At 45.5% G+C, this 13,841-nt stretch carries 14 protein-coding genes; 4 read left to right on the top strand and 10 right to left on the bottom strand.

What is annotated here, in order from left to right; genetic code table 11:
• Positions 1-56 precede the first annotated feature (56 nt).
• Positions 57-701, top strand: coding sequence for a chloramphenicol acetyltransferase (locus tag QVP35_RS09475; RefSeq protein ID WP_009290677.1), 645 nt, complete (start codon positions 57-59; stop codon positions 699-701).
• Positions 702-778: 77 nt separating this feature from the next.
• On the opposite strand, the gene QVP35_RS09470 is transcribed toward QVP35_RS09475, so the two are convergent.
• The 4 genes from QVP35_RS09470 to QVP35_RS09455 form a co-directional block, all read right to left on the bottom strand.
• Positions 779-1,615: a DegV family protein gene (locus tag QVP35_RS09470; protein ID WP_009290676.1), complete on the bottom strand. Its 837-nt coding sequence runs from the start codon at positions 1,613-1,615 to the stop codon at positions 779-781.
• Between the two features lie 80 nt (positions 1,616-1,695).
• Entirely contained in the window at positions 1,696-2,550 is an 855-nt protein-coding gene (locus QVP35_RS09465; protein ID WP_006565668.1) for a DUF368 domain-containing protein, read from the bottom strand.
• Between the two features lie 13 nt (positions 2,551-2,563).
• On the bottom strand, positions 2,564-3,040 hold the full coding sequence (locus QVP35_RS09460) for a DUF5721 family protein (RefSeq protein WP_009290675.1): 477 nt from the start codon (positions 3,038-3,040) through the stop codon (positions 2,564-2,566).
• A gap of 94 nt (positions 3,041-3,134) precedes the next feature.
• Entirely contained in the window at positions 3,135-4,400 is a 1,266-nt protein-coding gene (locus QVP35_RS09455; RefSeq protein WP_009290674.1) for a S1C family serine protease, read from the bottom strand.
• A gap of 175 nt (positions 4,401-4,575) precedes the next feature.
• Here QVP35_RS09455 and QVP35_RS09450 point away from each other — a divergent pair, with 175 nt between their 5' ends.
• A complete protein-coding gene (locus QVP35_RS09450; RefSeq protein WP_006565671.1) occupies positions 4,576-6,003 on the top strand; it encodes an undecaprenyl-phosphate glucose phosphotransferase in 1,428 nt (475 codons plus the stop codon).
• Positions 6,004-6,012: 9 nt separating this feature from the next.
• Positions 6,013-7,035, top strand: a complete 1,023-nt coding sequence (locus tag QVP35_RS09445) for an LCP family protein (protein ID WP_022261088.1) — start codon at positions 6,013-6,015, stop codon at positions 7,033-7,035.
• 61 nt (positions 7,036-7,096) lie between these two features.
• On the opposite strand, the gene QVP35_RS09440 is transcribed toward QVP35_RS09445, so the two are convergent.
• Both QVP35_RS09440 and QVP35_RS09435 read right to left on the bottom strand, forming a co-directional pair.
• Positions 7,097-8,263, bottom strand: coding sequence for an SAM-dependent methyltransferase (locus QVP35_RS09440; RefSeq protein WP_006565673.1), 1,167 nt, complete (start codon positions 8,261-8,263; stop codon positions 7,097-7,099).
• Between the two features lie 57 nt (positions 8,264-8,320).
• Positions 8,321-9,049 carry a helix-turn-helix domain-containing protein gene (locus QVP35_RS09435; protein WP_009290668.1) on the bottom strand — a complete coding sequence of 243 codons (729 nt, stop codon included), beginning with the start codon at positions 9,047-9,049 and terminating at the stop codon, positions 8,321-8,323.
• A 129-nt stretch (positions 9,050-9,178) separates the two neighbouring features.
• On the opposite strand from QVP35_RS09435, the gene QVP35_RS09430 reads away from it, so the two are divergent.
• A complete protein-coding gene (locus QVP35_RS09430) occupies positions 9,179-9,667 on the top strand; it encodes a sporulation initiation factor Spo0A C-terminal domain-containing protein (RefSeq protein ID WP_006565675.1) in 489 nt (162 codons plus the stop codon).
• Positions 9,668-9,745: 78 nt separating this feature from the next.
• Here QVP35_RS09430 and QVP35_RS09425 read toward each other — a convergent pair whose 3' ends face one another.
• The 4 genes from QVP35_RS09425 to QVP35_RS09410 are packed head-to-tail and all read right to left on the bottom strand — an operon-like array spanning position 9,746 to position 13,681.
• On the bottom strand, positions 9,746-11,074 hold the full coding sequence (locus tag QVP35_RS09425) for an acetyl-CoA hydrolase/transferase family protein (RefSeq protein WP_022261087.1): 1,329 nt from the start codon (positions 11,072-11,074) through the stop codon (positions 9,746-9,748).
• Positions 11,064-12,188, bottom strand: coding sequence for a 4-hydroxybutyrate dehydrogenase (locus tag QVP35_RS09420; RefSeq protein ID WP_022261086.1), 1,125 nt, complete (start codon positions 12,186-12,188; stop codon positions 11,064-11,066). The genes QVP35_RS09425 and QVP35_RS09420 overlap by 11 nt, the downstream gene beginning before the upstream one ends.
• A gap of 12 nt (positions 12,189-12,200) precedes the next feature.
• Positions 12,201-12,605: a MaoC family dehydratase gene (locus QVP35_RS09415; RefSeq protein WP_009290664.1), complete on the bottom strand. Its 405-nt coding sequence runs from the start codon at positions 12,603-12,605 to the stop codon at positions 12,201-12,203.
• A complete protein-coding gene (locus tag QVP35_RS09410) occupies positions 12,593-13,681 on the bottom strand; it encodes a zinc-dependent alcohol dehydrogenase (RefSeq protein WP_009290663.1) in 1,089 nt (362 codons plus the stop codon). Before QVP35_RS09410 ends, QVP35_RS09415 begins: the two co-directional genes overlap by 13 nt.
• Positions 13,682-13,841: the final 160 nt, after the last annotated feature.

Below are 13,841 nucleotides of genomic sequence, written 5' to 3'. Positions count from 1 at the left end.
ACATTCCTTCTTTTCCTTTATAATAAAATACAAAAGTTAGAAAATGGAGGTGCCTCATGTTTAAACAAATCAGCCCCGAGACTTGGGAGCGGCGAGAACATTTTGAATATTTTACCCAAACAATAAAATGTGGTTACAGCCTGACTGCAGAATTAGATGTAACCGAATTTTTAAAACTGACCAAGAACAAAGGTCTCAGATTTTATCCCAGTTTTGTCTACTGTGTCTCAACCGTGATCAATCATATGAAAGAATTCCGGATGGGTATTTCCGAAGACGGACAGCCCGGATATTGGGATATCGTCCATCCCTCCTACACTATTTTTCACGATGATGATCACACCTTTTCAGACTCGTGGACAAATTACACTGAAGACTTTTCCTCTTTTTACCGGCAGATGACAGAGGATTTGTCTGTATACGGAAATAACAAAGGAATCAAAGCCAGGCCCGGACAGCCCCCTAATTTCTTCTGTATTTCCTGTGTGCCCTGGCTGTCTTTTACCGGATACAGCACCACGACTGCAGAGGGCAGCCCAAATCTCTTTCCGATTATCACTTATGGAAAATACCAGATTAAAAACGGCCGCTGTCTAATGCCGTTTACGGTCACAATTTCTCATGCCGCAGCCGATGGATATCACACCAGTCTTCTCATCAATGAAATCCAGTCGCTGATTTCAAAGGATTTTACACTTTAGAACAATAAGCCTTTCTCTGTATCAATCCGAAAAAAAGGAAACGGTCCAAAACCGTTTCCTTTTGTATTCACTATGAACTAATATGCAACAACTACACCGCCGTCACATGCATACAGGCTGCTGACTCCCTTGGTATCAACTATGACGATCTCTTTCACTTCCAGTTTGTCTTCGAGCAGTTTCTTAAGATACACTGCTCTTTCATAGCAGTTGCAGTGTGCAATGGCCAAAATCCGTTCCGTCAGATCCTGTCCTTCTTTTACAATGCATTCCGCCATTTTGGCCAATGCCTTCTTTGTACCCCTGGCCTGTGCCAGCTTCTGTATGATCCCTTCTTTGGTCCCTTCCATAACCGGCTTTATATTAAGAGCCGTCGCAAGAACTGCATTCACCTTTGACAGCCTTCCATTTCTCTGAAGCACATCCAATGTCTCCAGAACAAAAAAAGTTCTCTGCCCTCTGATGTAATCCTCTACCTTCTCTACCACCTGCTCAAAGGACATGCCCTGGGAAGCATATTCATAAATCTTTCTTGCTATGAGAAGCTGCGTACTGGACGCTCCTCTGGAATTAAATACATGAATATTCTTTTCTCCCAGCTCCTCCTCATACAGTTTTTTTCCAAGTTCGGCACTGTTATAGGATCCGCTCAGCTCCGCGGATAAAGTCACCACATAAATATCATCTGCCTTTTTATATGCTTCCATATAAGCTTCCGGCGCCGGACAGGCTGACTTGCAGGCTCCTTTGCTGTTTGCCACTTTTTCCAGGAAAGAATGCTGGTCAAACGTATCGTCATCGACGATCTCTTCATCTCCGATCAGCAGTGTCAGAGGTATCCAGGTATAGCATCCCTTCTCAAAATCTTCTTTCGTCAAATCCGTGCAGCTGTCACAGACAATATTAAAACTCATATGGCGTCTCCTTTTAAAACTTTCCGATATAGTATTCATTACTACATATCATATCATATATTTCTATAAATGAAAACCCTTTAATCTTCACCCAGATAATAGGCGCAGACGCAGCCCACGGCCAGTGCAGCCAGTCCCGTCACTCCTGAGAACAGATTAAAATGATCAAAATTTGCCTCATAAAGAATTGCAATCGGGGAACCAAGAATCAGTCCGCCGATTCCCGCAAACGTAATAGCCTCAAAATGTTCAAACAAATATTCTATGATCTTGGCGATGATCACCACTCCCGCTATGATCCCAACAGCCATCGGAGTCAGAAGCAGAATACCGTGAGTGAGTCCGGACAGATTCAAAGTCGCCAGATTGACCATAAACTGTGTGATTTCACGGAGAATCGGCTGATAAAATCCCAGAATCAAAAGTATCATCGAGCCGCTGACTCCCGGTACGACCATTGTAGCCGCCGCAATAATCCCGATCAAAAACATTTTCCCCATCATCAGGGGATCGGCAGTCAGGATCACTTCCGATGCCGTGCTGCTGCCTAAAAGAGGCAGGAGTACAACCAGAGCAAACATCAAAAGAAATGCAATCCCATGGGAAAGGCCCTTTCTCTCTCCTTCCATTCTCTTAAATATGGCAGGCAGTCCTCCGATAATCAGACCGATAAACAGAAAGTTTGTCTGAATCGGATAATACTCAAACAGCCATTTAATGACAAAGGAAAGCCCTATCAGTCCAATCACCGCTCCAATGCCCACTGGAACCAGTATTTTAAGGCTCTGTTTAAACTCTTTGCGTATATGTGTGAGTGCATAGATGATCTTGTCGTAAACTCCCATGGAAACCGCCAGAGTCCCTCCGCTGACCCCGGGAATGATATTGGCAACCCCGATCAGTATTCCCCGGCAAATCTCTTTTAATAACTTCATAGGCCTGCTCCTCCTATCTGCCTTTCAAAAATAATGTCATCTCTTCATCCCAGGCTGTCTCCAGGGTTTTATCCGGAACAAATGTGTTTCTTGACACTCCTGTCGTACACTTCAGGTATTTTCTGTCGAAATAAATATTTAAAAATAATCCTCCGATCTGCTGCGGCCTGTCAGATATATTATATTTCAAAAGAAAGGCTTCCATTCGTTTCGGATTCAGCATAAGCACAAACTGAAAAGACAAGGGAGTCTTTTTCCCCTTTATAAGGGAAAATATTCTCTGCTTCTCCATTTTCCACGGTATATACGGATACTCTTTCAGTATTTCCCATTCATCTGTATCATAAAAATCTTTCAGCATTTTTCCGTCAAATTCATACATGGTCCCCATGGACAGCCTGCCTTCGCACAGCATAAACTGGTCACACACGTCCCCCGTCAGAAAGCCGGCCATAAAAGATTTTATGTGTTCTATCTCAATTGAAATCATATGAATCCTCTTTTCTGTTACGTTAAAAACGGACGGCTGCCTGCCGCCCGTCTTCATTGTAACTTGTATGCTTTGAGAATTCAACCGTTTCCGTTTAGTTATTCTGCGTACTGCCTGAAGCTCCGTCATCCGTCCTTTTTTCCAGTTTGACACTGAATGTTTTCTTCTCGTAAGTCCCCATTTGATTCTGCCGCTTTACAGCAACTTTTACTGTATCTCCGGCTTTTTTGCTTTCAATCTTGCTCTTCAGGCCCTCCATCGTAGAAACCGTGGCCCCGTCAAAGCTGATGATTACATCGCCGGCACTGATACCCGCCTTCTGCGCCGGTGAATTCCGGACAACCTGACGCACCAGCGCTCCCTGCGGCATATCCATCTGCGCTGCCATATCGCTTGATATGGTCTGACCTGATATTCCAAGGTAAGCCTGCTCGGATTTATCTACAGTTTTCTGCTTGATCAGCTGATCGATGATTGGTTTCGCCGTATTAATCGGAATTGCATATCCCATTCCCTCTACGTCTTCGGAAGAATATTTTACCGTATTGATTCCGATCAGCTCCCCTTTGCTGTTGAGAAGAGCTCCTCCGCTGTTCCCTGGATTAATCGCAGCATCTGTCTGAAGAAGCGTCATGGTTTTATCCGTCAGCTGCACTTCTCTGTTCAGCGCGCTGATATACCCGCCGGTGACTGACTGTCCGTATCCGAGTGCATTTCCTATGGCGATCGCCTGCTCTCCCACTTTCAGGTCATCAGAATTTCCGAGTGTTATGATCTTGATCTTTTTTAATGTGGCAGCTTTAATATCCTTTACCTTTACCGCGACAACTGCCAGGTCCGCGTCATTGTCTGTTCCCTTGATCGTACCGGATGCGCTGGTACCGTCTGTGAATCCGACGGATATCGACTGTGCATCGGCGATAACGTGGTTATTTGTGACAACCAGCAGGTACCCGTCTTTCTTACCGACGATAATGCCGGAACCTGCTCCCTCGCTCTCATTGTCCTGCTGCTGCCCGAAAAAGTTTCCGGAACTGGTCACATACTTGCTTGTGATAGAAACGATGGACGGCATGACGTTAGATGCCACTGTAGATAAATCTTCTTTTCCTGATGCCGTTCCCTTTGCCGAAGTTTTTGTTGTATTGGTCGTTGCCAGCTGTGTCCCTCCGTTGCCTATGCCCATTGCAGAAAACCCATACTGGACTCCCTGCATGGTGACTCCTGCGATCAGACCGAAAGCCACTGCGGCAGCCGCCAGCTTTGCGATCTTCCTGCCTGTTCTATTTTTGTTTCCTTTATTTTGATTTTGATCCGGCTGTGTATATTCTGTATTATTATAATTCATATCTTCGTACATAACCTGTATCTCCTTTCGTATTTAACCTGCTTAAATAGTACAAAATAAATGTGTAAAAAATGTGTTTTAAATGTTATAAAACTAAGAAAAACATAAGAAATAATTCCATTGTGCCTTTGCCCTTTTTCACTTATAATAAGTACAGTGTAATATTATCGTAAAGAGGAGAAAACAAATGATTAAGCAAAACCAAGCCTATTTAAACCGCCTGCATATTTTTATTGATGCGGTCTGTATTTATTTATCGGCTTTTCTGTCACATAAGATCCGCTTCGAATGGGGAAAGGATTCGTGGATCTCTAAGTTATTTTTCTTTGTGGGAAAGTACGAATTGGGATTTTCATACTATCAGAAGACGGTTATTATTACAATCATTATCCTTCTTTTATTATATACTTTTTTCGGCCTGTATACCCCAAAAAGATATCAGCGCGGAAGCCGTGAAATTGTAAACCTGTTGAAAGCAAATCTTGCCGGTCTGGGCATCGGGTCTGTTGCCATTGTCCTGACAAAACTGCAGAACTTCCCCCGAAGCCTCCTGCTTTTATTTTTCTCTGTTAATTTTATCATTGGAGTTCTTTCCCGCTTCACAATCAGAAAAGTGCTGAACAGCACACGGGAAAGCGGACGAAATTTAAAACATGTAGTCCTGGTCGGCTTCAGTACCTCTGCCGCCGCCTACATTGACCGCATCAAAGCCAATCCCCACTGGGGCCTCTATATCCACGGTATTTTTGATGATACCATCAGCGACAACTTTGAATACAGAGGGATCAAAAAAATCGGCTTGTTAAATGAACTGGAAGACTATTTAAGCCAGACTCCTCTGGACGAAGTTGCAATCACGCTGAATCTGGATGAATATGAGAAACTGGAAAAACTGGTGGCCATCTGTGAAAAATCCGGTGTTCATACAAAGTTTGTACCTGACTATTATAACTTTATTTCCACAAACCCATACACCGAGGATCTGGACGGTCTTCCCGTCATCAATATCCGCAATGTGCCTCTGACAAACGTTGTAAACCGTATTGCCAAGAGGACCATCGACATCATCGGATCTGCCTGCGCCCTGATCATCCTGGCTGTTCCGATGCTGATTATCGCACTGCTGGTAAAACGCAGTTCACCGGGACCGGTCTTCTTTGCACAGGAAAGAGTCGGGCTTGGCAACAAACCATTTAAGATGTACAAGTTCCGTTCCATGGGGGTTCAGGACCCGAAAAAAGAAGCAACTCAGTGGACAAGGCCAAACGACCCGCGGGTGACCCCGTTCGGAAAGTTTATCCGTCATACCAGTCTGGACGAGCTTCCCCAGTTTTATAATGTTCTGCGGGGAGATATGAGTCTTGTGGGACCCCGGCCGGAGCGTCCGCTGTTTGTAGAAAAGTTTAAGGAAGAGATCCCCCGCTATATGATCAAGCATCAGGTCCGTCCGGGCATCACAGGCTGGGCCCAGGTCAACGGTTTCCGCGGTGACACATCCATCCGCGGCAGAATTGAGCATGATCTCTATTATATTGAAAACTGGACCTTATCATTGGATTTTAAAATCCTGTTTCTGACCGTTTTCAAAGGATTTATTAACAAGAACGCTTACTAGGAGGTTTTTATGAGCGTAAAAGCAGACAAACGACGGCATTCCCCTATCCGCTGGATCTTTATCTTACTTTTCCTGATCGTTGTTCTGATTGGCGTGATCCTCGGGGTTTCCTACACGAAACTGGGCAAGATCAACTCCACACCAATGAATCAGAGCAAGCTGGTCACGGTCCATGAGGATGCCAATATGAAAGATTACACCAATATTGCCTTGTTCGGCATTGATTCTCAGACTGGAAGTATGTCGGACCGGGGCAACCGTTCTGATTCCATTATCGTTGTCAGCATCAATAATCAGACAAAAGAAATCAAGATGCTGTCTATCTACCGTGATACTTATGTGAGCGTCAACGGCCACTACACTAAGATCAATGCGGCGTATTCCATGGGAGGTCCCGAACTCGCTGTCAGTACCATCAATCGAAACCTGGATTTGAATATCACCCAGTATGCGACCGTAAACTTCAAAATTCTTGCGGACATCGTAGATGCCATCGGCGGAATAGAAGTAAAAGTCGATTCCTCGATATTAAAAAATCTGAACAGCTATATCGGTGACATGAACCGTTTAAACGGAGGCGACTCTCCCAAAATAAAAACCGGCGGATTGCATACACTGGATGGGAACCAGGCCGTTGCATATTCAAGAATCCGCTATACCGCAGGAGGAGATCTTGCCCGTGCCGGACGGCAGCGTGAAGTTCTTCAGAAGATCTTTGCCAAAGGCAAAAAAAATCCATTTGGCCTGATGGGTGCCATGGATAAGATTCTCCCACAGATCAAAACCAATATGGACCAGAAAGAACTGTTCTCTATGCTCTTATCGATCTTCCGGTATGACATTAAGGGTCAGAAAGGATTCCCGTTTGATCAGAAGGAATACAAATATCTCGGAGTATGGTATGGCTTCCCAACCACTCTGAAAGAAAATGCTGTCCGGGTACATCAATACCTGTTTGACACTGAAAATTATCAGGTCAGCGATGAACTGGGACGGATTAACCAGAAGATCATAAATGTAATCGGATATTAAAAAGAGGGTATTTCAAAGCTGCGCTGTGGCTTATGAAATACCCTCTTTGATTTTTATTTTTTCAATACCATCTTGTCATCGGCAGTTCATTATTTATCCCATTGGTAAATAAAAGCTGATGCAGATCAATAATACCATTCTGAAAGGTTGACGCACAGGCACAAAGATACAAATCCCACATCCTGGCAAATGTCTCTCCGAACCGTTCTTCGATCTCTCTTCTGTGCTCATTAAAATTCTTATCCCAGCACAGCAGCGTTTTATTATAATGCCTCCTCAGGCTTTCTGCGTCAAGTAAATAAAAGCGATACTTGGCGCTCAGACTGGTGATCTCCCGCAGACTCGGTATCACACCTCCCGGGAAAATATATTTCTTCATCCATGGATCTCCCGGATGTTCTTCCAGTGCACTGATAAAATGCAGGAGAAATACCCCTCCCGGCTTCATCGCCCTTTTGATACACTGGAAAAACAATTCATAATGATCCCGGCCCACATGTTCCAGCATACCCACGCTGACAACCCGGTCAAACTTTTTCCCGTACCCAGCAAGATCACGATAATCCATCAGTTCAGCATGCAGGTAATCCTCAAGTCCTTCTTCCCTGATCCTTTTTTCAAATCCCTGCTGTTGTTCTCTGCTCAGTGTAATCCCTGTGCCCCTGATTTTATATTTCTTTGCGGCCTCTATGAGAAGATATCCCCAGCCGCATCCAATGTCTAAAAGCTCCATACCTTCCTTCAGATAAAGCTTTTTCAGTATCCTCTGTGTCTTCTTTTTCTGTGCATCAAAAAGCGTATCCTGCTCATTCTCAAAATACCCGCAGGAATAGTTTAAAGTCTCATCCAGCCAGAGACTGTAAAAGTCGTTTCCCAAATCATAATGCGATGAGACGTCTTCTTTCTGCTTTCTTCTCCCCAGAGACGGAAACATGAGTTTCCTTAATACTCTGGTATCCACAGAAAAGTTTCCCATCTGACCGAGAAAATAGTACAGGGCCTGATACAGATCCCCGTCGATCTCTAAATCGCCCCGCATATAGGCCTCTCCCAGTGCCAGCGATGTACTTGTGATCATCTCTTTCAGATCCGGTTCTTTTTTGAAAATAATAGAAAATCTGGGATTTCCATGTCCGATTGTATACTCTTCTTCTCTGATTCTGACAAGAAACGGAGTCTCATCAAATCTGTCCAAAAAACGAAGAATTGCTTTTTCTTCCAGCTTCATATACTCTGCCACACCCTTTCTAACATCATATCCAGAGTATTGACAGATTTACAGCTTTTAAACGGTGGATGTCAAATCAGGAATATCGATTGTTCCAATGTATCTTCCGACTCTCTTATATTCCAGAGAATTGGTAATCAATTCATCATCAATGGTGCCGTTTAATGATCTCAGAAACTGGACGCCGTGTCTCTTAAAATAACGTCCTATGTATAAATATCCGGACCGAAGAAACATCCATATCTCTCCGTGCTTCGGCAGACGTCCATCCAGGTATTGAAAACCCAGAACTGAATTTCTGCAAAACTTCGGTTCCAGATTGCTTGTACGCACCCATACGAAAAATGTACATTCCCTTGTAAGCGGATTCTGTTCCACCCATACATCATGTACTTTCTGACTCCCATAGTCGGCCAGTCCATCCTCCACGCTGGTAAATTCAAAACACTTCATAGATTTTTTACCTGACGATGTCAGAGAAACCATTCTGTCATATTCCAAATTGATTACATATTTGATATATTCTTTTTGATGCGCCGGCAGCCGCTTGAACTTCTGAATATAATCCTCGTAACTGTATGACACCATCGGCTCCCTGCCGGAAAACTCATCCAGAGAACAATTTAAGGAGGACGCCACTTCTTCCATCGTATTATATCTGGGATTAGGTGTGATACCGCATACAATTTTTGATAAAGTTCCGATCGGAATCCTGCTGGCTTTAGACAGGTCTTCCACAGTAAAATTTTTTGACTGCATAATTTCCTTCAGTTTTTTATAATTCATCCGCTTAACCTTCCAAATATGGAATAAATCCATTGCTCCACAAGTTGACAATATTCCTCATTATTCTCTATAATGAACATGATTACATAATCTAAGGAATCAACATTATCTTTATGAGGGGAGTATATCATGCAAAACGAAAATCTTCAATTGGTACTGTCAGATGATACAATTTTACAAATTTCGGTCATCCATTCAAAGGATAGGGCACCTATATCTGACACCACATCTCACGTGATTCACATTAATCAGCTGTTAAATCAGACAGTTTCCGGAACCCAACACCTGGACCTCTCCGGAAAGATCAGCAAGCTTTTAAAACAGCTGGGCATCACCCCGAATCTGAAAGGCTACCTCTACCTGAGACAGGCAATTGAAATAGGAGTGCGGGATCCTTCGGTTTTTGACGGCATCACAAAACGTCTGTATCCGCATATTGCAGAGCAGAATCACACTACGTCCACCAGTGTAGAGAGGACGATCCGCCATGCCATCGACACTGTATGGAGCAAGGGAAACAAAGAATTATTCTGGAGCATAACTCAGACATGCACACTGGAACGTCCTACAAACAGTCAGTTTATCATTCAGCTTGCGGAATACTTTACAGAATATTAAACTGCTTTTCTTTCCATCAGGAGAACTGTTCGTCAAAACAGCCTGTATCCTTTTAATACATCAGGATACAGGCTGTCTTTATTCGTCATCACTCCAGGCTTCCCGGAATCTTTTCTCATATTCTTCCGCAAGCATCCGGCGAAAGTCAGGATGCGCGATCCGGATCAGCTTCTTTGCCCGGTTTCTTAAACTCTCTCCTTTTAATCTAGCCGCCCCATATTCCGTCACAATATAGTCAGCGTCATATCTGGATGTTGTAACCGCTGCTCCCTCGCCGATCACCGGCACAATCTTGGATATCCTGCCTTCTGCCGCCGTAGACGGCATCGCCATGATGCTCTTTCCTCCCCGGCTCATATTAGCGCCCCTCACAAAGTCAACCTGGCCTCCCACCCCGCTGATCTGTCTCCTGCCCACCGAAGCCGAAACAACCTGTCCCATCAAATCCACCTGAACACAGGAATTGACAGATACCAGACGTTCATTCTGTGCAATGACATACGGATCATTTACATAATCCACCGGATGAAGCTCCACTGCCGGGTTGTTGTCCGCGAAGTCATACAGCCTTCTCGTGCCCATAAGAAAGGTAACGATGCTTTTTCCGGCATGAAGACTTTTTCTGCGGTTTGTGATCACCCCGCCCTCATAAAGTTCCACAATGCCGTCTGAGATCATTTCCGAATGAATTCCGAGATCTTTTTTCTCCTTCAGGAACCCAAGGACAGCATCCGGGATGGCTCCGATGCCAAGCTGCAGCGTGTCCCCGTCTTCGATCAGGGAGGCACAGTTTTTCCCAATCGCCCTCTCGACCTCTGAAATCCCTGCAGGCGGAAGTTCGATCAGAGGAGTATCTGCCTCCACAATATAATCTATGTCACTTATATGAATAAAACTGTCACCCAGCGTTCTGGGCATAGAGGGATTGATCTGTGCGATCACCAATTCCGCCTCCATAGCCGCCGGTTTAGAATAATCTACAGATATCCCGAAACTGCAGTAACCATGCTCATCCGGAGGCGAGAGGTTTAGAAACACTGCATCTACGGGGAGAGTTGTCCGAAAAAGCTCCGGGACTTCTGAAAAATAAACCGGTGTTACATCCGCCCTGCCCTCTTTTGCGGCCTTCCTCGTAGAAGCTCCCAGAAAAAAACTGTTATGGCGAAAATGTTTCTCCATCCCGGGCTCACAGTATTTTGCTTCTCCCATGGCAACCATATGGACGATTTCCACATTTTCAAAAAGGGCTCTGTTTCTCACAAGGGCATCCGAGAGGACCAGAGATTCCCCTGCCGCATGAGAAAAAACAATCCGCTGCCCTGACCTGATATGAGAAACCGCCTCATCCGCACTGACCAGCTTCTCCCTGTACTCCGCTTTCCACGGCTTGTCCTTCTTATCTCTCATCATATCTCCTCTTAAATATCTCTCTGATCTCCTCTTTTGTCAGTTCCACATAGTTATTCTTTAAGAGTCTCTGCTGATTCTGTACCGTGCTCTCTGTAAATTCTTCGATTTGTACTTCTGTCATGCCATAGTCTTTCAGCGGCCTGGTCTCCATAAAGTTTGACAAAAGCTCCCGGAGTCTTAGAAATGCCGAGTCCGCCTCCCATCCAAACACATCCGCGATGGTCTGTCTCAGCTTTCTGATCTTTCCTCCCGGTTTCTTTAATTCATATAGCTCCATCACATCCATAAAAAACTGGTAATTGGCTTCTCCGTGAGGTACATGGAATGCACCTCCAATCGAGTAAGACAGTGCGTGGACAGCGGCACATCCCGCGTTCCCGAACGCAATGCCAGCATAGTTGGAGGCCAGTATATAGCTTTTCAAATTATTTTTTCTTGCCTCTCTTCCAGACTCCGCCATATCATGGTAACCGGACAGAATCATTTCTATGGCTTTCCCGGAGAACAGCTCCGTAGCCGGAGATGCTTTCGGCGACAGAAAGGATTCCACTGCATGGATAAAAGCGTCGATTGAGCTGGTAAGAAACACCTTATAGGGCAGTCTTTCTAGAGTTTCCGGTATCAGGACCGCACAGTCCGCATAGCAGGCATCTGCTGCCAGGCCTTTTTTCGTATGTCTGGATTTTATTTCGGCGATGGCTACATTCGTGACCTCGCTTCCTGTACCGCAGGTTGTGGGCACTGCGATCAGCTGTTTCTTTTTTACAGGCTCCTTTTCGCCGTCAAACAGCGGTGTGCTGCCGTCCGCCATATCCAATGCCAGTATTTTGCTGATATCCAGTATCGTTCCCCCTCCCAGTGCAAAGATCCTGTTATAATAATACTTCGACGTCTTCTCTTTTATCTGGTCGATCATCTCGTCGGATGGCTCTCCGTCTCCGAATTCCTCCTGAAAAATATAATTAGCGTTCACACCCAGCGGTTCCAGAAGCGGCTCATACAGATACCTGTTTGTCACCACCAGATCACTGTGGCCGATCTTAAATTCTTCCTGAAACTGTTTTACAGTGTCAAAATAAAATACCGTGGGCACCAGTCTCAATAACTGCATAGATTCTCCTTCCTATTCCCCCGCAGGAATTACCTGCGCTGTTCCGCTGATGACAACTTCATTGTCCTGGTTGACACAGGTTGTTTCCAGTGTTGCAAGCTCAAATGATTTCTTCCTCTCGATTTTCAGGACTTTGATCCTGGCAGTCACCCGGTCTCCGATCCTCACTGGCCTTTCAAAATTCAGCATCTGACTCAGGTACACGGTTCCCGGCCCCGGCAGGACACCGGCGATGGCCGCAGAGATAAAACCGGCTCCGATCATCCCATGAGCAATCCGCCCATGAAACCTGGTGCCTTTGGCATACTCTTCATCCAGATGCAGAGGGTTTTTGTCTCCTGATACTTCTGCAAATATTTCCACATCCTGCTCCGTTACATATTTATAAAAAAATCCCTCCTGTCCTACTTTGAGCATGGCCCCTCCTCTCTGCCTGACTCATGGAGCATGACACTGACCCTGTAATTCCCGGGTCTTGCGGCCTCCTCGAAGGCTTTCTGAATATCTTCCAGCGGATAACTGGCCTCGATCAGAGGCCTGACATCCACCACTCTCTGATTGAGCAGTCTGGCCGCTTCCAGAAAATCCTTTGTATCGCCCAAATATGTACCCAGAATCTCCATCCTTCGGTAATGTATGTCATTAGAACTAATCCCCAGCTCAGGGGCCGGATAAGCGGCTGCAAACATCAGCATCCGGCCGTCAAAATGTTTGAGCATGGCCGCCGCCTGTTCATTGGCTTTTGTAGCTCCGGCGGCCACAATGACAGCATCTGCGCCCCGGCCTCCTGTCATCTGCTTCACTCTCTCCACCGGGTCTGCGGCGCCGGCATCGATCACCTCAAATCCCATGACTTTAGCAGTTTTGATCTTCTTTTCCATCATTTCAGTGACGATCACTCTGGCACCGCACGCCCTGACTGCCTGAGCATTTAAAAGTCCCATAGTCCCTGCCCCGATGACTGCCACCGTATCCTGAGGGCTTACTCTGAGCTTTCCTATTCCCTTTGCTACGGTTGCCAGAGGCTCTAAAAAAGCCGCCTCCCCCGGACTTAATTCCGGATTCATTTTCACTGCTGCCGTAGCATTTCTTACCTGATATTCAGCAAATCCCATTCTTCCTTTATACCCGCCCTCATGAAGGTCATAGGAGCTCCGAATCACGCACTGGCTTTCTTCCCCTTTTCTGCAGTGTTCACATTCCCCGCAGTAGTTATTGGAGATGGCTACAAAATCCCCCGGCAGCAGCTCCACTACCTTGGCTCCGGTTTCCAGGATCACTCCCGCCCCCTCATGTCCGCCCGCCATAGGATAGCCCTGGTGTTCTCTCAGCCCCAGCCACTGTCCGTAATCAGCAGTACAAATATTGCAGGCCAGCTGTTTGATCAGTATCTGATGTTCTCCCAGTTTCGGCAGCTTCATTTCATGTACTTCAGCATGTCCCTTCGATGTCAGAACGCCGAACCTGAACGTTTTCACTGTATTTTTATCCATGATATTCCCTCCATCCCGGACATTTATGATAATCCGTGCTCCAAAGACATTTCCGGCAGTTTCTGCAGGATACGATCTCCCTTCCCTGTTTTATTTTTATTACCCATTCAGGATCGCAGAGCAGCGCTCTTCCAAGGGCCACAAAATCCGCACATTCCTG

The sequence above is a fragment of the Anaerostipes sp. CAG:276 genome, assembly GCF_000432215.1.
GTDB classification, from domain to species: Bacteria; Bacillota; Clostridia; order Lachnospirales; family Lachnospiraceae; genus Anaerostipes; species Anaerostipes caccae.
Note: the sequence above shows the minus strand (reverse complement) of the source record. Positions and strands in the feature narration are given on the sequence as shown.